Raw genomic sequence first — 24,250 nt, 5'->3', positions numbered from 1 at the left:
GCAGAGCATGGGAACGAGAGAAATCCACCTTTTTCGCCTGGAAAATGGCTCTGGGTCTACTTGTGTGTATACCGTAGGGTTAGATACCGGGGGCTTTACGCATCACGACTCGTAAAATTTTTGAGCCTACTCGCAACTTCAGATATTTGCTCAATGCTAGTAAATTGAGGGAGAAGGAGCTATTCCTCTTGCACATCAACCCAGATACTGCCTTCTTCTACACGAATAGGAAATACTGGCAATGCTTTTTGTGGCGAAACCAACGAGAGTACCTTACCTACACCAGGTGGCCAGGAACACCAGTCTTGTACCTCACCAGTCCGCAGATCAAAAGCGCTGCGATGGAAGGAACAAACTATTGCTCCACTTTCATTAATTTTCCCACTTTTCAACGGTAATTTTAAGTGGGGACAGTTGTTATCTACAGCATAAAGCTGATTTTCATGATTCAAAACCAGAATTTTCCGGTTGCCAACTTTCACTACTTGTCGCGTACCTGGGGAAAGTGCTTCGACTGCAAGAACTTTAGTCCAACTCATTTGGTTCTCCTTTCCTAACTGATCTGCTTTCAGTTTCTCGCAATTGTGACCACTGCGATCGCCTTTCAGTACTGGGGAGTGGGGAAGGATAAAGTCACTAGATCACAAACTTTTCCCAAAAGAGCGATGTTTACGATGGGGTTTGCTTACGGTGGTGAAATAGCACAACTATAAAATCTTACATAAAATATCATCTTGACACTTAACAAACTGATTTCTGGGTAAACTAAAGGGAGCACTTACTGTCCTTACATCATAGGGCTTGTAGCTTATAACAGATAATTTTGAGGGATATAAAAAATGATTAAGACAAGTTACGAATTTGACCAGTCTATCCTCCCCGCAGGCTCTTCATTAAAGACTAATATTCTGCTACGTTTTCGTGCTGACATAGCTGAATCTCCCCGACGTAACCTTAACCTTTCTCTTGTAATTGACCGTTCCGGCTCTATGGCAGGCGCTCCCTTGCATCATGCACTCAAAGCTGCTGAGTCTGTGGTGGATCAACTTGAGCCAGATGACATTCTCTCAGTAGTTGTTTACGACGACGAAGTGGACAGTGTTGTACCACCCCAGGCTGTGACTAACAAGGCTGCACTGAAAAATTCTATCTGCAAGGTGAGAGCAGGCGGTATTACCAATTTATCGGGGGGATGGCTCAAAGGCTGTGAACATGTGAAGACGCGACTTGATCCGCAAAAAATAAACCGTGTTCTCCTGCTTACCGATGGTCACGCCAATATGGGCATTCAAGACCCCAAGGTACTGACGGCGACATCAGGGCAAAAAGCTGAGGAAGGCATTACCACAACTACCTTAGGTTTTGCTCAGGGTTTCAACGAAGACCTGCTGATTGGTATGGCAAGAGCTGCCACCGGCAACTTCTACTTCATTCAGAGCATCGACGAAGCAACTGAAGTTTTTAGTATTGAACTAGATAGTCTCAGAGCAGTAGTAGGACAGAACCTATTGGTAACAATTGAGTTGGCTGATGGTGTCAGCCTTGTTGATACCTTAAGTCTTGCTAAAGTTAGCCACAATGACGCTGGTCAAGCTGTCATCACCTTGGGGGAGCTTTACGAGGGCGAAGACAAACTTCTCGGTTTGAGTTTGGAGATATCAAGCGCTCAAGTTGGTGAGTTACCTGTGATGAAACTGCATTACAGCGCCGATGTTGTGCAAGATGACCTCATTCAAAGTGTGTCAGGCACAGCAGATATCATCGCCAAAGTTGGTACCGTCGAGGAAGCAGCTTTTGCCTCTACAAGCCATATCATTCTTGAACTGAGTCGCCTCACGATCGCTAAAGCTAAAGAGACTGCCCTGAATTTAGCTGAATATGGCAGACATCAGGAAGCGGAAGAAACCCTCCGTACTCTTGTGAATGAGCTTCGGGATAAAGGGTTAAACGAGAATTTTGAAATTGCTGAGGAGATCGATCAGCTTGAGTATTTCGCGGGTCGAATCGCCCAAAAAGCTCTAGGTAATGCCGGACGTAAAGAACTGCGAGATCAGAGTTACCAGACGATGAACCGCAATCGTAGCGATCTGGTGGGTCGCGGTGTCACGGCTGGCGATGAAGTGTACGCGATGCCGATTGTTAATGAAGTCGGTTCAGGTGTTGAATTGTACTGCACTCGTGAAGGCGGTAAACTTCGGGTCAAAGTCATTTCCGAAGGCTACGATTCAACCAAGAATGTCCAGTTTCCCCGCGCCATTCGTGCCGAGGGAGCACGCTATGTTGTTGAAGGGCTAGAACTCTCAAGCGAAGGCACTTTCTATCGTGTACGTGGCAATATTAACCGTTTTGCTCAACCCGGTGAAGCAGATATTTTTGTTGCGCCTAGACAATCGAATCTAACTAACACAGGCAAAGCCTCTAAAGGCCCAGCGAGTGCCGCCGATCTTCTCACAACTGATATTGTCGGGGAGAGCATTTTAGTTCAGTGTGTCAAAGATGGCAGCAAGCTACGCGCTAGGGTGGTTTCCGATGGATATGAACCAGATTGGAACATGCGTTTTCCACGATCGGTTCGTGAGGAAGGGATGCTTTACGTCGTTGATGAAGTCAAAACAGCACCTGATGGCAAATCTTATATTGCGTGTGGTGAAATTAAACGATTTGTCCAACCCGCTACTACCAATTGACTCATAAAATCTCTGCGTTCTCTGTGCCTCTGCGGTTCAATAAATCACTTTTAAACCGCAGAGGCGCAGAGTACATAGAGAAAAAAGGAATTATTGCCCAAAAATTTTACCCATTTTGAAAGGGCTAACTATGCCTCGATCGCAGGGTTATAATCATCTGGGTTATTAAACCCTGCAATCCAGGCGGCTGCCTGATGGCAACTTCGCATGTGAGGGGGAACGCGCAAAATATGAATATGTCCTGTGGATGGACAGGTGACTTTCAAGACCATCAACGGCTCATCATCCTCAAAAGGAATGTAGACTAGTTGACGTTCTCCACCAGCGTCTTGATCGCGATCGCGGATCAATCCTCCCACTTGCTGCAAAAATGTCTCGTATCCCAGACGCTCAATCAGTACACGGCGCAACTCAACATTCTCTATATTAAGGATATCCTGCCCCGTTAGAGACTGAGATTCAAAGGCAATTTTATCTGTCACCTGCACGCCTCGCCAGCGCCAGACAAAACCATGCCCCGCAGATACACTGCTAATCCCACTTCCGGCCAACTCAATCCAATAAGTGACGTGGAGTCCTGTGGGAAGGGTAGTGAGATTTACACAGTCGCTGATATCAAGACTTTCACAAATGAGATTTTCAGGTAGATTGTAAAGATCCAATGCACCGCTTAAATCCAGATGACCCAAAACGCGCATTCCATCCCAAGCGCGATGCTCAAGGATGAGTTTTCGAGCATGTTCAGCCGATACAGGCTCGTGGCTTTGGTTTGGGCGTTGCTGAACTGGTTTATTCGGCACACGTCCATTCGACATGATTTTGAGCATTAGTCCATCACCTCGACGTAAGCATCAGGGCGATATTCACGTTGTCTCCAGACGCGGTAAAGCCCTTGGGGTAATTCAATCGCCCGATGTTCTTCATGAACTAAAGTGGTAGTTGGTTCTTTAACCTCAAGAAAAAGGTCACTACCATGTGCCCACAACTGAACAGCATTGGATTGCTGAATGCGATGGCTATGTCCTGTGATTTCACCATGAGCGAGAGTAGCACCTACACGCCTCTGAACACCGACAGGTAAGCTAGAAATACGTCTGATTAGAACATCGCCATGTCTGTAGAGAACATTAGCTTGGTTAGCCTGGGAGTTATTGCTGTTGTTAAACATCTTGATTTATCGGCTCATCAAATAATTACGAATTACGAATTACGAATTACGAATTACGAATTATTAACGCCCTAGCCTCAAACCTCTTTCCATAAGCATCTGAGGTTCAATATTCTCAACTTTAGGTATTGCTTCTAACCGAGGAATTCCAGCGATCGCATCAGCAATTTTACCTGATTGGGCACGCAACCAAGCTGTGTGAGGTGCATAGTCAAGGCTTTGTGCTATTTCGTAACCCGCTCGATTAATTACCTCACGTTGAGACTCTACATCAACGCCTTCAGCAAAACGGATGAAAACCAGTCCAGTTGGTACTGCTAGGGAACCATTGGGTTGTAGTGTATAAATCGGACTCAGTTTACCCTGCTCTGATTGATTGGGTTCGCCTGGAAAAACTGCGTAGGTGTAGCCCGTCGTAGACATCGCACCGTCGTTAAGTTGTAAAATTGCTCCTGATGCCACGGTGCTGGGTTGATTGTAATGTATTGCATAGTACCCAGGCTTACGAGTATAAGATACAGCAGTGCTATCGCTGCCAACCCGAATTTGTTCAGGATACTCAGAAAAATAATCGTTTTGAAATTTCACTTCAGCAATCAGGGGTAAAGAATACGCCTGTAGAAAATACTCAGCTGGAAAATAAAACATTTTTCTCAAGTTCTAATTATGTTATAGCGTTTTTCAGTGGTATTGATTACAAATCTTTCATCGGGATGCAAGCTATACGGCTCTATTGATAGTGAAGATTTTTAAAGCAAGCTGACTTTGAATCCCCTCTTTTCTGGAAAGACGAATCAAAGGCTTGTATGAACTTAGAGAGATTAAATTCTGTTTAAACTGTATATTTTTGATGGCGTAATACACATATAGCACATGAAATAAAAAGCATCCATAAACTAAACATAAACTCAGGCTGCGTATAGCAAGCTTTAAAAGTAGTGCATAATACGGTTTCCCAATACTCAATTTTCAAGACAAATATCCCAGGAGATTAAATTATGGTTCAGGTTCGTTATGGTGGACAGAACGGTAAACAGTATGAACTTGCTATTAGTGATGAACATGTTGTAGTGCGTACCGAAAGCCGCAGTGCTCTTCTCGGTGTAAGACCGTTTGAAGTCGCACCTGTATCACCTACAGCTCGTAGCATTCTCAATCAATTCGAGTTAGCAACGCGGTTTCGGCAAGCGGGTGTAGAAATTTTGCGAGTGAAAGTTCCGGCTCAGGGAGTCGCTTTGCGCGATCGCGCCCGGGAAATTCTCAACCAAGAGTCTGAAGTCCAATTTGCCGGACGTGTCCTTGTAGATCCAGTATCCAAACAACCTGTAATTTATACAGAAAACCTCTTCGTTAAATTCGATAACGAAGAAGAGTCAAGGGTCTGCCAAGAGGTCTTAGGACGTTACGGCTTAACAATTAAACGCCAACTTGAATATGCACGAAATGCTTACTTTGTCAGTACACCTGCAAATACTGGTATAGCCGTCTTTGAGATCGCCGAGAGACTTCTGAATGAAGAGTCAGTTGAACTGTGCCATCCTGAACTAGTGCGTGAATTACGCCAACGTCAGGTTTTCCCACAGCAGTGGCACTTAAAGCAAACAACAATTAATGGTAAGGTAATCAACGCCCATGCCAACGTTGAGGCCGCTTGGAAGTTGAGCGATGGCACAGGGACGATTATTGCAATTATCGACGACGGTGTGGATCTCGATCATGAAGAGTTCCGTTCCTCTGGAAAAATTGTTGCCCCGCGTGATGTCACACGTAAAACTGACAATCCCAGACCGGGAAACGACAATAACCACGGGACAGCTTGTGCCGGAGTAGCTTGTGGAAACGGTAACTTTGGTGCATCTGGTGTGGCACCTGGTGCAAAGCTCATGCCGATTCGTTTAGCTTCGGCGCTGGGGTCACAGGATGAAGCAGATGCTTTTATTTGGGCAGCTCAAAATGGTGCTGATGTCATCTCTTGCAGCTGGGGGCCAACAGATGGTGTTTGGTTTGAGCCAAACGATCCTGTACACAACCAGAAAGTACCTTTGCCTGACTCCACACGACTTGCTATGGACTTTGCAATCAATAAAGGGCGCAACGGCAAGGGATGTGTAATTTTATTCGCGGCTGGCAATGGTAACGAAAGCGTGGATAACGACGGCTACGCCAGCTATCAAAAGGTGATTGCTGTGGCAGCTTGTAACGACTTCGGTACGAGAAGCGCTTATAGTGACTTTGGTCAGGCGGTCTGGTGCACCTTCCCCAGTAACAATGGTGATAGTTCTCAAACCCCTGGAATTTGGACAACCGATCGCTCTGGTGTACTTGGCTATAATTCGGGTAATCTGAGTCTGGGCGATACCGGAGGCAACTACACGAACGAATTCGGCGGAACTTCCAGTGCTTGTCCAGGTGTGGCTGGTGTAGCAGCCCTGATTATTGCCAGAAACCCAAATCTGCGTTGGGACGAAGTGCGAGACATTATTAAACGCTCCTGCGATCGCATTGATCCATCTGGAGGTAAATATGATGCCAATGGTCGCAGCCCTTTCTACGGTCATGGTCGAATCAATGCTCTCAAAGCTGTAGAATTGGCCAAGCCACCTCAAACATCCCCCATCAGCATATTCAAGGCAGTCCAAGATATCCCAATTAGTGACTTGCAAGTATCAACATTGTCGTTGGCGATCGCTAATACCAGCCTCCTGAAATCCATCAAAGTGAATGTAGACATCGAGCATACTTATATTGGGGATCTTGTAGTTACTCTCCTTCCCCCAGTCCAAATAGGAATACTTCCCATCATTCTGCACGATCGCCAAGGCGGAGCTACAGATAATATCAAAATAACTTATGACGAGGTAAACACCCCAAAACTTGCTGCCTTTAAAGGTAAAAGTCCCCAAGGAACCTGGACACTTGAAGTTGCAGATAAAGCTAACGCAGATACAGGAAAAATTCGCAGCTTGACCATTGAAATTGGATTTTAACAGAGAGGCAGGAGGTATATTGTCCTCTGTCTCCTGCCTTCTTCACGCCATGTAGGGGCAATTTATGAATTGCCCCTACTGCGTCTGTTAGCTTTGAGCCACAGGCTCTTTCGCCAAGAACTTCTCTAATTCTGTCAACGCATCAGCATCAACCTTAGTTTGCATTGGGCAGAACTTAGGCCCACACATCGAACAAAACTCAGCAGTTTTATAGATATCTGCTGGCAAAGTTTCATCGTGATATTCCTTAGCTCTTTCTGGGTCGAGTGATAATTCAAACTGACGGTTCCAATCGAAGTTGTAACGCGCCTTAGAAAGTTCATCATCTCTATCCCTTGCACCAGGGCGATGTCTAGCAATATCAGCCGCATGAGCTGCAATCTTATAGGCAATCAACCCATTCCGCACATCTTCGGCATTTGGTAGACCCAAATGTTCTTTTGGTGTTACATAGCACAGCATTGCAGTACCGTACCATCCAGCCATCGCTGCTCCAATGGCTGAAGTGATGTGGTCATAACCGGGAGCGATATCTGTCACCAATGGCCCCAAAACATAGAAAGGTGCTTCAGAACACTCTTCCATCTGCTTACGGACGTTGAACTCAATTTGATCCATTGGCACATGTCCAGGCCCTTCAACCATCACCTGTACATCATCTTCCCAGGCTTTGCGAGTTAGCTGTCCAAGAGTTTTCAACTCAGCTAATTGTGCTTCATCTGAGGCATCATGGGTACAGCCAGGACGGAGAGAATCTCCTAAACTGAAGGAGACATCATACCTTTTGAAAATCTCAATAATATCTTGGAAGTGAGTATAAAGTGGGTTTTGTTTATGGTGATGTAGCATCCACCGCGCCAAAATACCGCCGCCGCGAGAGACAATACCAGTGATGCGGTTTCTCACCAAAGGTAAATGCTCAATTAAAATCCCAGCGTGGATAGTTTGATAATCTACCCCTTGTTGGGCGTGCTTTTCGATGATATGAAGAAAATCATCAGCAGTCAGGTTCTCGATTGTGCCGTGGACACTTTCTAAGGCTTGGTAAACCGGCACTGTACCAATGGGAACAGGTGAAGCCTTGATGATTGCGGTACGAATCTCATCCAAGTTACCGCCACCTGTGGACAAATCCATGACGGTATCAGCACCGTACTTCACCGCCAGATTCAGCTTATCAACTTCTTCCTGAAGATTAGAAGAGTTGGGGGAAGCACCGATATTAGCATTTACTTTACATTTAGAGGCGATGCCAATAGCCATCGGCTCTAGATTAGTGTGATTAATATTAGCCGGGATAATCATTCGTCCCCGCGCTACTTCATCACGAATGAGATCAGCAGGGAGATTTTCCCGTTGGGCGACGTAGTGCATTTCTTCGGTGATAACACCTTGGCGGGCGTAGTGCATTTGAGATACATTACCCTGCCCACGCCGTTTAGCAACCCATTCTGTCCGCATATTATAATTCCTCAATAAACAGCTTCCCTCCGCTGGTATTACCCAGACTCAGGTGTTAAGGGTGTGATCTCAGCCTGATTATGTAGGCACCCCTAGCATGGATGTAGTGTATCACCTTCGTTATGTCTAGGGGCAAGAGCGTTAACAATTTATGAGGTGAGGGTGGTGTTAAAAGGCTTCTTGATGGTCTTGGTAATGACGTAGGCGTACACTTTGTAGTGCTTTAGCTTCGTATTTAATTAAGATTGAGTGATCGCGCTCTATGACAACCCAAGCTGGGTTAAAGTTGAGGTATTTACGTAAATTTACCCAAATTTTCTGGAATAGAACCAAGAGTAATTGTATAATCCCTAGTAATCTTTATTAATAGGTTGTACAGTGGGTTACTCAGAATCTAATACTTGGGAAGAACAAGATTTTTGGAAAAATGTAAACACTATTGTTGAGGAAACAGTTCAAGATTTTTCCAAAACTCTAAATATAGCAGTTATTGGCAAGGTTAGTAGTGGCAAAAGTTCATTAATAAATGCCCTATTAAAACGGAATCCTAAAAATGCTGTAGCACAAGTTGGTGCCGAGTCCGGCATTACAAGAAAATTAAAAATATTGCGTTTAGATCAGCAATTTAGGCTAATAGATTCACCGGGTTTAGATGATGTTCTTGCTGATAATAGCCAGATTACGCAAGAGTTTTTAAAACATATTGATATTGGTATTTTAGTTGTAACTGGAGCCGCAGATGCTTCTCAAAAAAAGTATTTAGATGATCTTCGGGAACACTGCGACTCTGTATTTGTTGTTCTTAATAAAATAGACGAATGGGATAGGCTAGAAAAGTCGGCTTTAAACAAAGTAATTAATCAGTGGAAAGAAAAACTTAGAATAGAAAAAATTTAGGCTCTCCCAGACTAAATATGTTAAATTAACAACAGAAATACCAATTTAGTAAAATCCTTCTTCTAAAACTATTAAAGTTAGTTAAGCCATAAGCTCTGCGTTTAATGAGCTTAATCTTCTGATTAATTCCTTCTACAATACCTTGAGTAGTTCGCTGATCAAAATAAGCAAGAATCTCATCTATCCATCTACTGATGGTGCAACAACTTTTGGGGAAAAATTTATAAGCTGATTGAGTCCATTCCAGGAATTTATATAAGGCTTCATCACTGGTTATGTGACTTTCAAATATATCTCTAATTGCTTCTTTATTTCGATACATCTCTCCTAATTCTGGAGCAACTTTCTGGAGTAAATCTATCTGAGCTTGTTCCTGCTCACTGAGGCATTCTTTTTTCTTTAACAAAGGGTATTTACTGTGAGTTAAGCCAGCTAACTTCTTGTCTCTTTCTTGGCGGTTTTTAATTTTACTGGCTGCTCTTTTTTCCTGTTTTCTTCTTTCGTCCAACTCCTGATTTATTTGTTTCATGACATGGAATCTATCTGCTACAACTTGAGCATTAGGTAGCATTTCTTGGATTAAACTTTTATAGGGTATCCATAAGTCTATGCTGACTTCTTCTATTTGATTCAATACCTCTGAACCTAGACTAGATAAGTATTCTGCTATAACTGCTTTATTTCTTTTCTCTAACAATGCTATCGGTCTTCTTGCCTCTAAATCTACTAATACTGCTGCATAATTCTTTCCTCCTTTTAATTGTGTGATTTCATCTATTCCTAGCTTTTTTATCTGACGAGGTTTTTCTTTTAGTAAATCTGATTCTAGTTCTTTTAATATTGTTTCTATCTCAGATGGTGTCATTCTATTTCTTCTAGCTGCACTCTCTACATCAGTTTCTAAGACTTCCTTGATTACTTTCATCGCTAGTCTTTTTGTGTAAGTTCTTCTAGTTTTTACAAAAGACAATTTTTCGCTAAAGACTTTCTGACATTCTGTGCATTTCAATTGACGACGATTTACTTTTAAAATTACTTGATAGTCACTCATTGATATATCTCTGACCATAATCATTTCTTTGTACTATCTTTACACTGGCAAACTTCTTTCATCAAAAGCTGCTTTTGCCTTACTTCCTACATTTGCAGCTGAAGGTGCTAGAACAACAATTTTTCTCTGGGTTCAATCATTCTTACCACCAACAGGAATTATTGATATTGCAGCAGCAATGATTGCTGTAGTTACAACGATCGCCATATTAGCTACCATCAATTCCATACTTGCAAATGGAGAAAAAATTGAGGAAGAAGAACTTCTTAAGTCTAAATTCAGAGCTTATCGACAGGAAGTAGAAACTGCTTTAAAAAAGCTAGCATTCGCAGATATTCAAAATCAATCTACTTTAGCAGGAATTGTCGAGAGAATTATTTAAAAATTTAAGTTTTTATTTATTATTTAGTGAGAGCGATCGCACCCTCAGACTCTTCAACCAAAAGCTTTTAACCAACAGGTATTATGGAGCGATCGCCTTTACTTTGTACGTTGGCTCATCCACTGCCAAGTTGCACGAATTGTACCTAAGTAAAAAAAGGTCTTAGTCTTACTACGCAAAACCGTCCCTCTCCGAGTCGGAGAGGGACAGACTTGAACGACAGTTCAAGGCAGGGAGAGGTTTGTTAAACTCGCTGTTTCAGCGAGTAGGCACAGCTACTTTCGCGTGTTTGTTAACGTAGTCCACAAATAATTGCTTTAGTCGGGGACTAACGCCAGCGTGTTCAAAGAATCCAAAACCCAGATTTCTAGCTTTTGCTAAGGTTTCTTCTGGTGTTAATCCTTCCTGGATAGCGATACTTAAAAGCGCAATTCCAGTCGATCGCATCCCGGCTGCACAATGCACAACTGCTGGTTTAGGAATTTGTTCTAGTATCGTGAGGATTTTGGTAATGGCCTCTTCATTCAAATTTTTTAAATCCACCTTGAGTGGAACATTCGTATAATGCAACCCCAATGCTTCCGCCACTTTTTGTTCATTTTGGGAAAATCCTAGCTCATCAGGCGATCGCAAATTTAAAACGGACTTAAAACCTTCTTGAATAGCTTGCTCAAGCTGCTTTGGTATGACTTGTCCTGTTGTTGTCAAGTTTTCGTTAATCTGTATGGCGTTGATCACATTCACTCCTTTTGACTTTCTAATGGCTTCTAGCTTGATAGATACTTGAATCAGCAAGCTTTGAGAAGATATTCAATTAAACACGGCAAAATTAGCTAAATATCAAATGATATTGCTTGATTACTTCAAAATATGACTCTTGAAGTTGGTTATTTTATTGCTTTATTTATAATATACGGTTTATCGATAGAGTTGGTGTTGTTTAAAACATATTATACGTTTTCTCGATATTTTTACAGTAATTTATACTTTGGGAGTTATACTATTAAGCAAGTTGGGTAAGCAATTGGCTCAAAATTTTTGCAGCATAGTATAATTATATACAATAAAATTTGCCCAAATTATTATCAATAGTAGTAAATCAGTACTAATAACTTTAGCGAAAGTTCACATAGATTAAGCACTAATGATACTTAATCAACCATGCAAGAAATTTTAGGCTTTAAGCATCAGTAATTTTTCTTATTTATTAGAGTGAACCAGGACATAAATATTGAATACAATCCTCAACCCTCTTTTAACAGTGGTTCTCCCCAAAATGCCACTGCGGCTGTAATTGCTAGCGTTACCGCAGCGAGTCACAATGTTCAGGAAATCAGACGGCAAATTGTCCGACGAGTTGTGACTCCATTGCAAACTGCTAATATTCAGTAAAGCAGTGAGAATTTAGCTAGTTGATCTGTTGCGATGTCTACGACGGGCTACGCCACGCAACTAAAATTTCTTATAACATACCAAAAAGTCAAACAGGCATGTAATCTGGATGCTAGCCCTGAATCTATGAGTACTAACGAAATATCTCTTAGACCTGCCCAGGAAACAGATGCGTGGGTGCTGAGTGCAATTCATATTGCTGCTATTAAAGCTCTACCTGCAACTTTTTACACCCAACAAGAACTTTTAGCTTGGCGTAATAACCGCGACAAACCTGATGGCTCAAATATCTTAAAGAATATGAAAGCGGAAACTTTCTGGGTTGCGATCGAAGGAGATGTTGTTATAGGTTTTGCTCGTTTTATTGTTGATGAACTCATCGGGCTGTATGTCCATCCTAAATATCAAGGTAAAGGGATCGGGCGTGCTTTAGTTCAACATTTTTGCAATGAAGCAACTGAGCAAGGTATAGATAAGGTAATTACAACTGCTAGCCTTTATGCTGAAGGGTTTTATTTACGACTGGGATTTACTGCCATCCAAAGAGCACCTCATTATTTAAGAAGTGGGGTAGTTGTTCCAGTTACTAAAATGAGCAAAACATTAACTACTGCACCGAAATAAATTTGACAGGGTGAAGATTTTCAATAAATTTAAAAATGCTCTGGTATCAAGATCATTTTCCTCAAGTTACAACCACTTTTTTCACATAACCTATGATGTCAGTAAGTACTTGCCAGTATAAATGAATAAAACCATCCGTTCATCAACTCTAACCCGTACACGTTTGATAGAAGCCGCCTCGCAGGTATTTGCCAGTTTAGGTGTTCAAGGAGCAACTACCCGTGAAATAGCTCGTGTTGCTGGTGTGAATGAGGTGACTTTATTTCGCCACTTTGCTAGCAAAGAACAACTTCTGGGAGCAGTAATCAAAAATGCCTTGGCACTCCAGACAGAAGCCCTTGCACACCCCCAAGCGTGGACACAGGATCTAAAAATTGATTTAATACAGTATGCCCACCTTTACAATACTATGCTTGAGGCACAGGAAGACTTAATTCGTACCTTCATTGGAGAAGCAAAACGTCATCCTGAGGCAGCAAAACAAGTGATTCAAGAAGCTGCCAAACCCTTAAGAGAAAAACTAGTAGCTTACCTGCAATCGAGTCAGAGACAAGGCACTGTCAGAGCAGACCTTGATCCATTTCCAGCAGTCGATATGTTTACAGGAATGCTGTTAGCTGGAATGCTATGCCGCAGTGCAAAATTCAATCAGGGCAGCTATAGCTGTGAGGATTATATCGAAACCTGTGTAGATATTTTTGTGCGCGGTATCAGTGCTACTCCCAGATCTCAATTTAGTCTTCTTGTCCCGTCGGTCGAATAAGGATTTCGTTGACACTAACGCGCGATCGCTGGGTAACGGCATAAACGATGTCTACGACGTGCTACGCCTACGCAGCAGGCGCTTCGTTGATCAGAAATGTTCTAGATGAATTGAAAAATTTAGAGGCATCGACTTCTCAATCAGCAAGACTGGCTTTTCTACTTGTCATATATTTGGTAGAGTACCTAGATACTCTTAACTCCAGACTCCTTCGACTATATCAACGATAGTGTTCAATAAAATCCGGTAACTTGATGGAGTTACTGTATTTATGCTAGTTAGCAAACTATCATAGACAACTCGAAGAAGCAAGCTCTAGAGGTTTTCGTATAAGCAATGACTCAAAAAGCTGCCTTATCTCGATTTGCATTAGCATTTATTGCAGGCTTTATATCTGTTTTGCTATTTCACCAAGGTATGTTGGCGCTGCTACATGCAGTGAATTTCACGCCTCGCGCCCCCTATCCAACTGCACCGACACCACCATTCGGAATGCCGCAAATTTGGTCAAGCGCATTCTGGGGAGGGGTTTGGGGACTGATTTGGGTGGCATTCGCGCCTCGTTTTCGACATGATAAAAGCTATTGGTTGGCTGCATTGGTATTTGGTGCAATTTTCCCGACAGTAGTGGCTTGGTTTGTAGTCGCACCACTCAAGGGTCAGCCCATCGCTGGAGGCTGGAAACTTGTGGGAATAGTCACAGGTTTATTGGTTAATGGTGCTTGGGGTGTTGGAACCGCCGGGTTGCTGAAATTATTCTCTAGAAGGCAATTATTCAACAGCTAGACTTATTAGCAAGTAGTCCCGCGTAAAATTTATCGTTGGGATAAGACAGGAGGGAAGAGGGTTTTAGCCTAGGTTATCTTTCTTTACATAGTTTGGTTTTATTATGCCAACTTAACTTAGCTCAGAAAATAACGATAATATTATTTGAGTTATTCTGTAACTTAAATATAAAAAGGTTTGATCAAAATGGATTCTTTCGGTATTTACACACTTGCTAATGATGTGGTGTTTGACCAACTAGTAGCTTTGCTAAACAGCATTGAGGTAAATGTTAGCGCAGATATTCCTATTTGTATTATTCCCTATGATGAGCGGTTAGACCTAGTTAGGCAAGAAGTTAGTGCTCGAAAGAATGTAATCCTGTTTGATAATTGGGACGTAATTCAACGCTGGGAAGAATTTGCTCATCAGGTTTGGGCTGCTCATCCCAGAGAAAAAGATAAAAAATTATCACGTCCTAGTTGGTACAAAAGTCATTTACAAAGAAAGTTTGTTGCCTTTGAGGGTATTTTTGATAAATTTGTATTTTATGACGGTGATAGTTTGGCAATGAAGCCAGTCAATAATGTAATTGACAAGCTAGAAACATACGATTTTATTTTTGATGATTGGGAACACCTTAAGGATAGACGTGTTGCAGCGTTGAATATTTCCGTTATAGAAAAAACCGGACTGTATACAGAAGCAGATATACGTCCTAAGCTGCATTGTTCTAGCTTTTTTGGATCTAAACGGGGATTATTTACTGTTAAAGAAATTGAAATAATGAAGGAGCGATTAATTACCCATAGGGAAGTTGAATGGATTAATGGACATGGATGGTGGGATGATGCTTTTTTGTTTAATTATATGACTTTGTGCTGCGATCGCCCGATTTTTAACTTTACACTTAGCCCGAATGGCGAAGATAGAACAGGCAACTGTGCCAATGCAGATCCCTTTGTCAATATTAATAATGTTCTTTATAATCAAGATGGCTTAAAACCAATTCACCGCATCCATTATATGAGCTATTCTTCTCGTGATTTTGCTTACTTGTGTCAAGGAAAAGATATTAATATCTGTTATGCAAATGAGTTTTTACACTATCGCTTTCTCAAACAGCCAGAACAAAAACCAAAGCAGCTAAGACCACTTAGTATGATTGCAAAAACTAATAAATTTCTCAACAGAACAATGAATAAAATTCAAAGAGCTATCCGCTAAATATAGCTTTATTGGCGATAGATTAAATTAACAATTGATTAAACTTTCTATTTTGTATATTTTATAGATTAATATATAATATGCCTAAAATTACTGTTTGCGTTCCTACTTTTAATCGTGTTAATCTCCTTCCTTATGCCATAGAGAGTGTACTCAATCAGTCTGAGCAAGATTTTGAACTAATTGTTTGTGATGACGGTTCTAGCGATGGTACATCTGAGTTGATGTCACAGTACACAGACCAACGCATTAAATATATCCGTCATCTGCAAAATATTGGTAAAAGTAATAATATGCGCTCTGGCTTTGATGCTGCCAGTGGTGAATATTTTATTAAATTTGATGATGATGACCGGTTAACACCCGATTTTCTCGCAAGTACCGCAGCTATTCTTACTCAAGACTCTAGCATTGATTTTGTTGGCACAGACCATTGGATAATTGATATTAACAATGTGCGAGATGAGGTAAAAACTCAAGAAAATTCTCATCGTTGGGGTAGGAAGAATTTACCAGTAGGTGTTGTAGATAATTTGTTGGAAGTTGTATTTATTCAGCAAAGCTTTCAAATTGGAGCAACATTATTTCGCCGTAAAGCATTGCAAGAATTAGGATATATGCAGCCAAATCTGCAAAATTGTGAGGACAATGATTTATTTGTGCGTCTGGCCTTGGCTGGCAAAAATGGCTATTACCTACCAGAATTATTGATGGAATATCGCTCACATGCAGAACAGCAAGGTATCAATCGAGCCATTCCTTATTTATTTGATAAAATGCGATATTTAGAAAGTTATAAATTTGAATCTGACAAAATAGAGAAAATTAGGAAAAATCGTCTCACTGAAACGCAATTATTATTAGGTTTGCGTTTAATTGAAAAGGGTGAAACGCAAAAAGGCAGAGAGCTAGTTTTGGCGGGACAGTCTTTTTCAACTACTAAAGCTTGGACTGGTTTAGGATTATCGCTGTTACCAGTTGGGTGGCGAGGTAAGGCTTTTAATTTACTGCGGCAAGTGCGGGGTTAGACATTAACATATTGCAATACGGTTCAGTTAGAGCCAAAAACCTTAACCTGTGTAGGTTGGGTTGAGGAACGAAACCCAACCTACAGTTCTAATAACTTCTTGACCATTCATCAATAATAGTCAAAATTGTTTTATCACCCAAGTTTTTAACAGATTTTACTACATCACGATAATCTTCAAACTCTTGCTTCGGTTTCTTGCGTCGAGCATCAAATATGTCTTTTGCAAGTTTTTCAGCCCCACGAATTCTAGAGCGTTGTAACTTTATAGATAACTCGTCTTTATCCAAAGAATTCAATAAACTAAGCGGATTACTCTGTTCACCCTTTTGGGGAATAAGGTTTTCAAGTTGCTTGAACTGACTATCTATTCTCTGTCTTTCTTGTATAAATTCTGACTTAAACTCATTAAATTGTTTCTCAAGACGTAATTCTAAATTTGCCAGACGTGGTTCTAGTTTTGTTGTTTCAGGCTGTGGTGTTACTTGTTTAGTAGAAGAATCAATTTCTTTGAGAGATGCAACTTGCTTTACTACTAAATCCTCTAATTTTGGGGCAATGACAAGAGCATTAACCATTTCACCTTGTCGAGGATTTTTTTCTCTTGCTCTGACAGCGGCATAATATTCAAAATGTCCATCAACTACCGTATAACTTTCTACCCCTGTTACTTTCACAACTAATGGTCTGATAATTCCTCCAGTTTCTATAATTATGTCTGCAAGATTCTCTAAATCAGCTTCTGCAAAATTTGAACGAGGTTCATTAGAAGCAATACTTTTGACATCCACTAAGGAAAAATTAATCATTAATAAACACCCATTTTTTGGATAACTTCATCTGCTAATACATTAAATTCTTCAGCAGAAATTTGAGCAGAAGTTTTTAATTCGGCAAATTTAATAATAGACTTAGGGTCAGGATATTCTAAGTCTCCCACTGGGATAGTCTGATTCATACATTCTGATAATGCTGTTCTGTCATAAATTACAGCTTCCATAAGTGGTAGTTGATAGCGCTCTGAAATTACTTCTCTCTGTTTAGGAAAATTGTATTGTAAAAATTTAGCATTTGTTGAGATTTTAGAAGCAAGAACACCCAATATACTAATGGGCGGTTTTCCCATAATTTCTCTGGATTCATTAACTTGATTAACAAAATTTTTGACAGTTGGTAAACCTTGGTTAGCAAATGGCTTCAAATCCGATGGAATTATCAGGTAATCAGTAGCAATCAGTGCAACTTCAGCATACAAATCTCTTGAGGGAGGAGTATCAATAATTACAATATCATAGTTAGTTTCTACCTTTTTTAGTTTTGTTACTAACCTGCTCCTACTAGCTAATATTTTATTCAGTTTATCCTGATATTCAATCAATGTAATATGTGAAGGAATAACATCAATTTCTGGATTGTTGAAATAATCAGATGTACGCACTAATTCTGGGATAAAGTTAAAATCTCCTGATTCTAATAAATGGTATACGTTTTGCTCTCTTAAATTATCATCTTCTTCAAATTGGAATTTGATTAATCCTGTAGCAAAAGTAGTATTTGCCTGGGAATCTATATCAATTAATAGTACCCTTTTACCCTTTTTACTCAATGCTGCTGCAAGATTGACTGCAACCGTAGTTTTTCCTACGCCGCCTTTATTATGGTAAACCGCAATTATTTTCATTGAATGTTTCCTCTTTGTTTCAAAATTTAAATTATTTTCGGTTATTTGAAGTTCTGCTTTACCTCCCAACTGCCCTACTTTTAGACTTTCTCTACCAATTAAAGTTTGAATTTCATCTAACTTTATCTCAACTTCCTTGCCAGAACATTGAAATATTAACTGAATATCGGATTGTAATTTTTCATAAATTCTAATCTCTTTGCCATTGGTCAATAATCCATACCTGACATTCAAGCTGGTTAAATAATGCCTAAGTCGGGGTACATGATTATTTAAGTTTTGTTTGGGATGCTTTGCCTCCATAACGACACTCAACGGCGAGTTAGCATCTAACACAAAGGGAATCACTTGTGCGGCAAATGCTAAGAAATCTAAGCGGATGCTACCAACGGCAACTTCTTGATGCCAGGTGTCAGGAGTATAACCTAGCTGTGGTAGCAAATATTGCACTATGAGTTTGCTTTCAACTTCGCTTTCGTTACGGCATAGCTCAGGATTAAAGGGCAATATTTTTCTACCTCAAAATAATTATTGGACTTGGGATAAAACCTGATATTTGCTAGATTATCACATAGCCTTAATTGTATTGAGTGATATAAATCACTTATAAAGATAGGAATAATCATCATATTCTGAGAGCTAGCCATATTCAAAAGAAACAGGCTACGTATGTATTTCCCCATTACCTTTATAAATGGATAGAATCAAAGTGTTTACCTATTTGCGCTAAAAGTTTTGGCTACTGTATCTTGTCCCCACTGCCATCAACTCGTTGATAGACAAGCTATTAGTTGTCCCTATTGCCGGACGACACTCAAAGCTTACGGTCATCCCGGTATTCCATTGCACCGCGCCACTGGGGACGGTTATCTGTGCGACACCTGCACTTATCACGCTGATGATACTTGCAATTTTCCCCAGCGTCCCTATGCCAAAGACTGTACCCTCTACCAAAATATTGAAGAGACAAAGTTGGATTTGCAACAGCAGCGTTACACTAACAGTTTTGCGGTAACTGTGAAAACTTGGGTAAAACGCAATCAGGGTTTGCTGTTGCTATTAGGTTTATTATTGGTTTGTTTATTGTTTGTTGTATTAAGGTCTTGATTTGTGTTGACTAGGAAGTTGGGAATATAGCGCTTATCGGATGAGTCCAATACAGACCTAACCCCCAGCCCCAGTCCTCGCAACTCCAATACATCTATATAATAATAAAATAGTCACTATGAGCGATCGCTATATTTTGAAACGTATATATACATACAGACAGGAAATCATAAAAGAAAATAAAGAAACCTGTCTTTCGCCTCACGAAATAATAAGATACTAATAGTAGTAGCATATACAGAAAATCAATTTGTAGCCCCATAAAACTCATATTTGAGTGCATCTGAGTACAGCTTAATATATTGCAAAATATCTTGACGAAATCTTAGTAAAAGCTTACAGGTAAAGTTTCTTGTAGCGAGCACAGAAATTCTTAACCCCTGCCCCCAAAATACTAGCACCCCCATCCTTAAACACTAGCGCCCCTACCCCAAGAGAAATTTTAAGTTTATCTTGAGTCGGGGTTTCGGCGTTTGAGTACAACCTTAATCAATCCAATAAATCCAATCAGCATTGGGTTTCCTATCGAGTTGGAAGTCGCCTGATATAAGCATAAAAATAGCACATGGCTCTTTCTACCAGATAGACATTACCGATGCAACAGTCTTTAGACAGTATTAGCGATCCCCCAACTACCAAAACGCAGGATTCTGCACATACATCCATGCTGAAAAAGTTACTCTCTGGCGTTTTTTTTGAGCCATTATTGAGTGATTTTCGCATTATTTTTGAGCGCGATCCAGCAGCACGGAATTGGCTAGAGGTGGTGTTTTGCTATCCAGGATTGCACGCACTCTGTTTGCATCGTCTTGCTCACTGGTTACATGGTCGAGGAGTCGGTTTTATCCCCCGGTTTATTTCTCACTTGGGACGATTTTTGACGGGAATTGAAATTCACCCAGGTGCAGAGATTGGTCAGGGTGTGTTTATCGACCACGGAATGGGTGTTGTCATTGGCGAAACTGCGATCGTGGGCGACTACACACTGATTTACCAGGGCGTTACCCTTGGCGGAACTGGTAAAGAAACTGGTAAGCGTCATCCCACAGTGGGTAAAAATGCAGTGATTGGGGCGGGTGCGAAAGTTTTGGGTAATCTGCAAATTGGCGATCGCGTCCGTATTGGCGCAGGTTCCATTGTCTTGCGGGATATCCCCAACGATTGCACAGTTGTGGGAGTTCCCGGTCGAATTATTTCTCGGAATCAAAACGCCAGCCTTTCTCCTTTAGAACATGGAAAGCTACCCGATGTAGAAGCAACCGTGATTCGTTCTTTGCTCTCGCGCATTGAGCAACTCGAAAAACAACTGCAAACTTTAAGACAAGAGTTAGGAGTTAAGAGTTAGTAATTATTCTCCCTCATCTCCCTTATCCTCCTCATCTACCTCACTCCCCCCACTGCCAAAATGAGAAAATTAAACGCCTCACAACTTAATTCCGATTCTTTAGGCGATCAAGTTTTGCAGATTCCTTTGAGCGATCGCTGGCGAATCCATCACCGATTGCAAGAGTTAAAAATTCAGAGTTCCTGTCCCCCCGATGGTTCTTTACGAGTGCAAGTGAACAATTTGGTAGAAGCGATTTTAATTCGCAGTACTGTTATGCAATTTCTTGCTTCTCGTCATGAATTATTAGAGTGGTTAGAGCGTTGCTGGGATTACAGTGATGAGTCATGAGTCTTTCAAAAATATCTAATTCAGACACGATTAATCTTGAATTCATGACGCACTGACTGCACTTCATCCTTTTTGTTCATAGATGCACAAAGCTCGAATAGGTTTAGAAGTTGAAGTTACTGTAAGCTAGCAGAATTTGTTGCAGACTGAGGGAGATTAACCGAGTTTTAGATTTTATCCAGTCTACTAAATCTGAAATTTCCCTGACATATAGCAACAATTAAAAAGGCGAAATTACTAAACCAGACTGGGGATTTCTGATTTTTAATTTTTTCCCAAATTAAGAAATTGAAAGTTCAATCAATTATGGCGACTCGTAACAGAGATATAAAACTCCTCACTTTTTTGCACAACGAACTTGAACTTTCAAATGCCGATATTGCTGTAGCTCTGCGACACCGTGAATTAGAAAATGGCCCGTTACCGATGCTCCTCTGGCAGTATGGTTTAGTTGACTTGGAGCAGCTAGGAAAGATTTTTGATTGGCTAGCAGAACAAAGTTAGCTAATTTGAACCCTTTAACTTTAAGTACCATTACCTGCCTAAATTACACACCAATGCTCTAGAAAATTTGAGGTTACTAAGATGATTACATCATTAATTGCTGGATTCTGTGTTTTACTTTGTTCAGGGTTCGCTAATAGTTATATTAGTTCATTGCTACTCGAACAAATTTCACCTGACATCGGTAAAAACGATTAGTAAATTATACATGGTTTTAGTTCCCTGCCATACAGATGTGATGCTGCTAATAGGTCAATAATTAAGGATCATGTATCCTACATTATGAATTGTGATATTTTTAGCATTTACCATCGCGGGGAATTGTAGAGAGAAAGGATATTAAGAATACTTCCAAGAGAGGGATATTTGCAATGAATCAAATCATAATTAATGACACTACATTACGTGATGGCGAACAAGCAGCAGGTGTTGCTTTTAACCTAGAAGAAAAAGTAGCGATCGCTAAGTTTCTCGATGCTATTGGTATCCCAGAATTAGAAGTCGGTATACCGGCAATGGGTGACGAAGAAACCCGTGCGATCGCAGCAATTTCTGACTTGGGTTTACAAGCAAAACTCCTGGGCTGGAACCGTGCTGTCATCTCAGATATTAAGGCTTCTATCGCTTGCGGTCTGAACCGGGTGCATATTGCCATTCCGGTTTCTGGTATCCAAATCGCCGCCAAATTCCACGGTCAATGGCGAGTAAGTTTACAAAAGCTCAAAGACTGTATCAGCTTCGCCGTCGATCAAGGTCTTTGGGTAGCAGTCGGCGGAGAAGATTCTTCCAGGGCTGATGAAAACTTCCTTTTAGATGTAGCGCTTTATGCCCAAGAATGGGGTGCATCCCGGTTCCGCTTCTGCGACACCGTAGGAGTTCTCGACCCTTTCACCACCTACACCAAGGTTAAACGGCTGGTTTCAGCTTTGATGATTCCCCTAGAAATCCACACCCACAATGATTTTGGTCTGGCAACTGCCAACGCTCTTGCGGGTATCAAAGCTGGAGCCTTATCAGTGAATACCACAGTCAACGGATTAGGTGAAAGGGCGGGAAATGCAGCTTTAGAAGAAGTTGTGATGGCGATTAAACGCATCTATGGCGTTGATTTAGGCATCGACACTCCCAGTTTGCTGGAACTGTCTCAACTAGTTGCAGCCGCATCAGGAGCTAGCGTACCACCTTGGAAAGCGATCGTTGGCGAAAATACCTTTGCTCACGAATCTGGCATCCATGCTCACGGGGTATTGCAAAACCCTATTACCTATGAACCATTTGCTCCCGAAGAGGTGGGTTGGGAACGGCGTTTAGTATTAGGTAAACATTCTGGACGGCATTTGGTTTCAAACTTGCTAGAGCAGCATGGAATTTTCTTGAACTCCCAAGAAACCCAATCTGTTTTAGACGCAGTGCGCCATCAATCGGTACAGAAAAAACGCAGCCTGACGACAGAAGAACTATTGAATTTGGTCAGAGAACAGAGGTACTCTCATGCAACGCGATGAATTAGAACTAAACTTGCCACCTGCTTTTGAAATTGGTGAAAAAGTCAGAGTTCGGAAACTGCTCAAAAACGATGGTACCTTTCCTGGTAAAGAAGTCGGGCAAGTTTTAGTGAACAAAGGAGATATCGGCTACATAGCCAGTATAGGAACATATTTGCAGACTTCCTATATCTATGCTGTGCATTTCTTGGAAACAGGATTCGTCGTCGGCTGTAAGAAAAAAGAACTAGAATCTGTTGAGGAATCTCATGAAAGTAATGCTACGCATGAATGATGCCGGTACTTTAGTAGTTTACGTTGCTAAAAAAGACCTTGAAGAAGAAGTAGTCAAACAAACCGATGGAAATGATGGCAAGATTCTTACCCTAGCAAATGGTTGGGAATTGGAATTTCGTGATTTGCCAGACACAGCAAATTTACCCCAAACAGTAGAAGCTAAACGCCTCGCTTAAAAAATGGGGAGTAAAGAAGGGAATAGGTTATAGGTTACAGGGTACAGATTATTCCCTATAACCTGTTACCTGTCACCTCTCCCCTCTCCCCCAATCCCCAATCCCCAATAACTTTTTATCAATCATGGGTGACAAGTATTTGACGTTATCAGAATTGAATCTTGAGGGACAGTTACTAGGTTTTGTTGGTGGTGAACCAGGAAAATATAAATATATGCAATTGGCAGTTCCATCTGGAAATGTGGAAATTAAACTGCCTAAAGAGTTGCGCCGATTACTAAGTTCATCTTTAATTCCTGGCCAGCAAATTCGCGTTTGTGGCCATAGTAAGATAGATTCGCGCACAAGTAAAATAAAAATTAAAGCCTATCGGGTGACACCAATCGATGGGTGTCCAAAGCAAGAGTTACCACCTCAAAGCAAAGCGAGGATTATGGTATGTCAAAAGGGCGGTTGCCTGAAACGTGGTGGTAAAGGGTTATTATCAGAATTAGAAAAAACTTTGTGCGATCGCGGTTTGTTAGACAAAGTTACCATTGAACATACGAGTTGCCAAAAATGCTGTGGCAGCGCTCCCAACTGTGTTTTACACCTTGGTAAAAAGAAATACAAGAATATTCATCCTGATGCGATCGCAACTTTGCTAGAAAGTCACTTAACAGAGTAATAATCTTCTCTAGTTATTCTTAAAATAATACGCAATCTTGGAGGGGTAAAATTTTACCCCTATTTGTTGTAAGTATCGTCTGTGTAGCACCCTTGGCAAACTGCGATCGGCTAAGTTATAACTGCTGCACTGCTAGTAATACCGAATACAAACAGAACGTATAAAATTTTCCAGTAGCCTTGTTCAAGCTAGACTAAAACGCTAGTTATTGCGTATACATTTTCCATA

Annotated in this window: 28 protein-coding genes and 1 riboswitch; of the genes, 18 read left to right on the top strand and 10 right to left on the bottom strand. The window is 41.0% G+C overall.

Annotation, left to right across the window (positions count from 1 at the left end):
* Nucleotides 1–179: 179 nt before the first annotated feature.
* The gene (locus tag ACEYW6_RS06260; protein WP_190893762.1) at nt 180–539 is read right to left on the bottom strand and encodes a Rieske (2Fe-2S) protein; all 360 of its coding nucleotides are present in this window, start codon (nt 537–539) and stop codon (nt 180–182) included.
* 300 nt (nt 540–839) lie between these two features.
* On the opposite strand from ACEYW6_RS06260, the gene ACEYW6_RS06255 reads away from it, so the two are divergent.
* Entirely contained in the window at nt 840–2,687 is a 1,848-nt protein-coding gene (locus ACEYW6_RS06255) for a vWA domain-containing protein (RefSeq protein WP_412979031.1), read from the top strand.
* Nucleotides 2,688–2,815: 128 nt separating this feature from the next.
* On the opposite strand, the gene ACEYW6_RS06250 is transcribed toward ACEYW6_RS06255, so the two are convergent.
* From ACEYW6_RS06250 to ACEYW6_RS06240, 3 genes are all read right to left on the bottom strand, one after another.
* Entirely contained in the window at nt 2,816–3,514 is a 699-nt protein-coding gene (locus ACEYW6_RS06250; RefSeq protein ID WP_412979030.1) for a DUF6745 domain-containing protein, read from the bottom strand.
* Nucleotides 3,514–3,855: a hypothetical protein gene (locus ACEYW6_RS06245; protein WP_412979029.1), complete on the bottom strand. Its 342-nt coding sequence runs from the start codon at nt 3,853–3,855 to the stop codon at nt 3,514–3,516. Before ACEYW6_RS06245 ends, ACEYW6_RS06250 begins: the two co-directional genes overlap by 1 nt.
* A 63-nt stretch (nt 3,856–3,918) precedes the next feature.
* The gene (locus tag ACEYW6_RS06240) at nt 3,919–4,503 is read right to left on the bottom strand and encodes a hypothetical protein (protein ID WP_412979028.1); all 585 of its coding nucleotides are present in this window, start codon (nt 4,501–4,503) and stop codon (nt 3,919–3,921) included.
* A gap of 350 nt (nt 4,504–4,853) precedes the next feature.
* Between ACEYW6_RS06240 and ACEYW6_RS06235 the strand changes: the two genes are divergently transcribed.
* Nucleotides 4,854–6,842 (top strand): S8 family serine peptidase, encoded by a 1,989-nt coding sequence (locus ACEYW6_RS06235; protein WP_412979027.1) that lies wholly within the window; start codon nt 4,854–4,856, stop codon nt 6,840–6,842.
* 87 nt (nt 6,843–6,929) lie between these two features.
* On the opposite strand, the gene thiC is transcribed toward ACEYW6_RS06235, so the two are convergent.
* A complete protein-coding gene (thiC, locus tag ACEYW6_RS06230; RefSeq protein WP_412979026.1) occupies nt 6,930–8,303 on the bottom strand; it encodes a phosphomethylpyrimidine synthase in 1,374 nt (457 codons plus the stop codon).
* Between the two features lie 7 nt (nt 8,304–8,310).
* A riboswitch (TPP riboswitch) is annotated at nt 8,311–8,407 on the bottom strand.
* Nucleotides 8,408–8,471: 64 nt separating this feature from the next.
* The gene (locus ACEYW6_RS06225; RefSeq protein WP_412979025.1) at nt 8,472–8,636 is read right to left on the bottom strand and encodes a hypothetical protein; all 165 of its coding nucleotides are present in this window, start codon (nt 8,634–8,636) and stop codon (nt 8,472–8,474) included.
* 45 nt (nt 8,637–8,681) lie between these two features.
* Between ACEYW6_RS06225 and ACEYW6_RS06220 the strand changes: the two genes are divergently transcribed.
* Entirely contained in the window at nt 8,682–9,200 is a 519-nt protein-coding gene (locus ACEYW6_RS06220) for a GTPase (RefSeq protein ID WP_412979024.1), read from the top strand.
* Nucleotides 9,201–9,225: 25 nt separating this feature from the next.
* Here the strand turns inward: ACEYW6_RS06220 and ACEYW6_RS06215 are convergent, their stop codons facing one another.
* Nucleotides 9,226–10,269, bottom strand: a complete 1,044-nt coding sequence (locus ACEYW6_RS06215) for an ISL3 family transposase (RefSeq protein ID WP_412979023.1) — start codon at nt 10,267–10,269, stop codon at nt 9,226–9,228.
* 10 nt (nt 10,270–10,279) lie between these two features.
* On the opposite strand from ACEYW6_RS06215, the gene ACEYW6_RS06210 reads away from it, so the two are divergent.
* Nucleotides 10,280–10,633: a hypothetical protein gene (locus tag ACEYW6_RS06210; protein ID WP_412979022.1), complete on the top strand. Its 354-nt coding sequence runs from the start codon at nt 10,280–10,282 to the stop codon at nt 10,631–10,633.
* Nucleotides 10,634–10,891: 258 nt separating this feature from the next.
* Here ACEYW6_RS06210 and ACEYW6_RS06205 read toward each other — a convergent pair whose 3' ends face one another.
* Complete coding sequence (locus ACEYW6_RS06205) at nt 10,892–11,371, bottom strand: beta-lactamase hydrolase domain-containing protein (protein ID WP_412979021.1); 480 nt, start codon at nt 11,369–11,371, stop codon at nt 10,892–10,894.
* A gap of 474 nt (nt 11,372–11,845) precedes the next feature.
* On the opposite strand from ACEYW6_RS06205, the gene ACEYW6_RS06200 reads away from it, so the two are divergent.
* The 6 genes from ACEYW6_RS06200 (at nt 11,846) to ACEYW6_RS06175 (ending at nt 16,432) form a co-directional block, all read left to right on the top strand.
* On the top strand, nt 11,846–12,025 hold the full coding sequence (locus tag ACEYW6_RS06200; protein WP_412979020.1) for a hypothetical protein: 180 nt from the start codon (nt 11,846–11,848) through the stop codon (nt 12,023–12,025).
* A gap of 126 nt (nt 12,026–12,151) precedes the next feature.
* Nucleotides 12,152–12,649 carry a GNAT family N-acetyltransferase gene (locus ACEYW6_RS06195; RefSeq protein ID WP_412979019.1) on the top strand — a complete coding sequence of 166 codons (498 nt, stop codon included), beginning with the start codon at nt 12,152–12,154 and terminating at the stop codon, nt 12,647–12,649.
* A gap of 121 nt (nt 12,650–12,770) precedes the next feature.
* A complete protein-coding gene (locus tag ACEYW6_RS06190; protein WP_412979018.1) occupies nt 12,771–13,412 on the top strand; it encodes a TetR/AcrR family transcriptional regulator in 642 nt (213 codons plus the stop codon).
* A gap of 336 nt (nt 13,413–13,748) precedes the next feature.
* Nucleotides 13,749–14,198, top strand: coding sequence for a hypothetical protein (locus ACEYW6_RS06185; protein ID WP_412979017.1), 450 nt, complete (start codon nt 13,749–13,751; stop codon nt 14,196–14,198).
* 186 nt (nt 14,199–14,384) lie between these two features.
* Nucleotides 14,385–15,404, top strand: coding sequence for an Npun_R2821/Npun_R2822 family protein (locus ACEYW6_RS06180; RefSeq protein ID WP_412979016.1), 1,020 nt, complete (start codon nt 14,385–14,387; stop codon nt 15,402–15,404).
* A gap of 80 nt (nt 15,405–15,484) precedes the next feature.
* Nucleotides 15,485–16,432 (top strand): glycosyltransferase family 2 protein, encoded by a 948-nt coding sequence (locus tag ACEYW6_RS06175; RefSeq protein WP_412979015.1) that lies wholly within the window; start codon nt 15,485–15,487, stop codon nt 16,430–16,432.
* Nucleotides 16,433–16,520: 88 nt separating this feature from the next.
* Here the strand turns inward: ACEYW6_RS06175 and ACEYW6_RS06170 are convergent, their stop codons facing one another.
* Entirely contained in the window at nt 16,521–17,240 is a 720-nt protein-coding gene (locus ACEYW6_RS06170) for a chromosome partitioning protein ParB (protein ID WP_412979014.1), read from the bottom strand.
* A complete protein-coding gene (locus ACEYW6_RS06165) occupies nt 17,240–18,619 on the bottom strand; it encodes an AAA family ATPase (protein ID WP_412979013.1) in 1,380 nt (459 codons plus the stop codon). Before ACEYW6_RS06165 ends, ACEYW6_RS06170 begins: the two co-directional genes overlap by 1 nt.
* Nucleotides 18,620–18,847: 228 nt before the next feature.
* Between ACEYW6_RS06165 and ACEYW6_RS06160 the strand changes: the two genes are divergently transcribed.
* The 8 genes from ACEYW6_RS06160 to ACEYW6_RS06125 all read left to right on the top strand — a co-directional run bounded on the left by ACEYW6_RS06160 (nt 18,848) and on the right by ACEYW6_RS06125 (nt 24,022).
* Complete coding sequence (locus ACEYW6_RS06160; RefSeq protein ID WP_412979012.1) at nt 18,848–19,219, top strand: hypothetical protein; 372 nt, start codon at nt 18,848–18,850, stop codon at nt 19,217–19,219.
* A gap of 595 nt (nt 19,220–19,814) precedes the next feature.
* Complete coding sequence (gene cysE / locus ACEYW6_RS06155; protein ID WP_190893779.1) at nt 19,815–20,564, top strand: serine O-acetyltransferase; 750 nt, start codon at nt 19,815–19,817, stop codon at nt 20,562–20,564.
* A 60-nt stretch (nt 20,565–20,624) separates the two neighbouring features.
* Complete coding sequence (locus ACEYW6_RS06150) at nt 20,625–20,894, top strand: Asr1405/Asl0597 family protein (protein WP_412979011.1); 270 nt, start codon at nt 20,625–20,627, stop codon at nt 20,892–20,894.
* 306 nt (nt 20,895–21,200) lie between these two features.
* Nucleotides 21,201–21,398 (top strand): DUF2949 domain-containing protein, encoded by a 198-nt coding sequence (locus ACEYW6_RS06145; RefSeq protein ID WP_190732974.1) that lies wholly within the window; start codon nt 21,201–21,203, stop codon nt 21,396–21,398.
* Between the two features lie 371 nt (nt 21,399–21,769).
* The gene (gene nifV, locus ACEYW6_RS06140) at nt 21,770–22,903 is read left to right on the top strand and encodes a homocitrate synthase (RefSeq protein ID WP_190893781.1); all 1,134 of its coding nucleotides are present in this window, start codon (nt 21,770–21,772) and stop codon (nt 22,901–22,903) included.
* Nucleotides 22,890–23,177, top strand: coding sequence for a nitrogen fixation protein NifZ (locus ACEYW6_RS06135; RefSeq protein ID WP_012407236.1), 288 nt, complete (start codon nt 22,890–22,892; stop codon nt 23,175–23,177). The genes nifV and ACEYW6_RS06135 overlap by 14 nt, the downstream gene beginning before the upstream one ends.
* Complete coding sequence (nifT, locus tag ACEYW6_RS06130; protein WP_114083693.1) at nt 23,152–23,355, top strand: putative nitrogen fixation protein NifT; 204 nt, start codon at nt 23,152–23,154, stop codon at nt 23,353–23,355. The genes ACEYW6_RS06135 and nifT overlap by 26 nt, the downstream gene beginning before the upstream one ends.
* 124 nt (nt 23,356–23,479) lie before the next feature.
* Nucleotides 23,480–24,022 (top strand): (2Fe-2S) ferredoxin domain-containing protein, encoded by a 543-nt coding sequence (locus ACEYW6_RS06125; protein ID WP_412979010.1) that lies wholly within the window; start codon nt 23,480–23,482, stop codon nt 24,020–24,022.
* Nucleotides 24,023–24,250: the final 228 nt, after the last annotated feature.

The organism is Nostoc sp. UIC 10607, assembly GCF_047228265.1.
Lineage (GTDB): Bacteria > Cyanobacteriota > Cyanobacteriia > Cyanobacteriales > Nostocaceae > Nostoc > Nostoc foliaceum_A.
Note: the sequence above shows the minus strand (reverse complement) of the source record. Positions and strands in the feature narration are given on the sequence as shown.

What these genes read in the sequence shown, in the direction of transcription:
- ACEYW6_RS06125 (WP_412979010.1), top strand. Translation starts at nt 23,480, where the DNA reads ATGGGTGACAAGTATTTGACGTTATCAGAATTGAATCTTGAGGGACAG.
- ACEYW6_RS06170 (WP_412979014.1), bottom strand. Translation starts at nt 17,240, where the DNA reads ATGATTAATTTTTCCTTAGTGGATGTCAAAAGTATTGCTTCTAATGAA.
- nifT (WP_114083693.1), top strand. Translation starts at nt 23,152, where the DNA reads ATGAAAGTAATGCTACGCATGAATGATGCCGGTACTTTAGTAGTTTAC.
- ACEYW6_RS06190 (WP_412979018.1), top strand. Translation starts at nt 12,771, where the DNA reads ATGAATAAAACCATCCGTTCATCAACTCTAACCCGTACACGTTTGATA.
- thiC (WP_412979026.1), bottom strand. Translation starts at nt 8,303, where the DNA reads ATGCGGACAGAATGGGTTGCTAAACGGCGTGGGCAGGGTAATGTATCT.
- ACEYW6_RS06185 (WP_412979017.1), top strand. Translation starts at nt 13,749, where the DNA reads ATGACTCAAAAAGCTGCCTTATCTCGATTTGCATTAGCATTTATTGCA.
- ACEYW6_RS06135 (WP_012407236.1), top strand. Translation starts at nt 22,890, where the DNA reads ATGCAACGCGATGAATTAGAACTAAACTTGCCACCTGCTTTTGAAATT.
- cysE (WP_190893779.1), top strand. Translation starts at nt 19,815, where the DNA reads ATGCAACAGTCTTTAGACAGTATTAGCGATCCCCCAACTACCAAAACG.
- ACEYW6_RS06260 (WP_190893762.1), bottom strand. Translation starts at nt 539, where the DNA reads ATGAGTTGGACTAAAGTTCTTGCAGTCGAAGCACTTTCCCCAGGTACG.
- ACEYW6_RS06145 (WP_190732974.1), top strand. Translation starts at nt 21,201, where the DNA reads ATGGCGACTCGTAACAGAGATATAAAACTCCTCACTTTTTTGCACAAC.
- ACEYW6_RS06180 (WP_412979016.1), top strand. Translation starts at nt 14,385, where the DNA reads ATGGATTCTTTCGGTATTTACACACTTGCTAATGATGTGGTGTTTGAC.
- ACEYW6_RS06235 (WP_412979027.1), top strand. Translation starts at nt 4,854, where the DNA reads ATGGTTCAGGTTCGTTATGGTGGACAGAACGGTAAACAGTATGAACTT.
- ACEYW6_RS06250 (WP_412979030.1), bottom strand. Translation starts at nt 3,514, where the DNA reads ATGCTCAAAATCATGTCGAATGGACGTGTGCCGAATAAACCAGTTCAG.
- nifV (WP_190893781.1), top strand. Translation starts at nt 21,770, where the DNA reads ATGAATCAAATCATAATTAATGACACTACATTACGTGATGGCGAACAA.
- ACEYW6_RS06240 (WP_412979028.1), bottom strand. Translation starts at nt 4,503, where the DNA reads ATGTTTTATTTTCCAGCTGAGTATTTTCTACAGGCGTATTCTTTACCC.
- ACEYW6_RS06215 (WP_412979023.1), bottom strand. Translation starts at nt 10,269, where the DNA reads ATGGTCAGAGATATATCAATGAGTGACTATCAAGTAATTTTAAAAGTA.
- ACEYW6_RS06195 (WP_412979019.1), top strand. Translation starts at nt 12,152, where the DNA reads ATGAGTACTAACGAAATATCTCTTAGACCTGCCCAGGAAACAGATGCG.
- ACEYW6_RS06255 (WP_412979031.1), top strand. Translation starts at nt 840, where the DNA reads ATGATTAAGACAAGTTACGAATTTGACCAGTCTATCCTCCCCGCAGGC.
- ACEYW6_RS06150 (WP_412979011.1), top strand. Translation starts at nt 20,625, where the DNA reads ATGAGAAAATTAAACGCCTCACAACTTAATTCCGATTCTTTAGGCGAT.
- ACEYW6_RS06175 (WP_412979015.1), top strand. Translation starts at nt 15,485, where the DNA reads ATGCCTAAAATTACTGTTTGCGTTCCTACTTTTAATCGTGTTAATCTC.
- ACEYW6_RS06245 (WP_412979029.1), bottom strand. Translation starts at nt 3,855, where the DNA reads ATGTTTAACAACAGCAATAACTCCCAGGCTAACCAAGCTAATGTTCTC.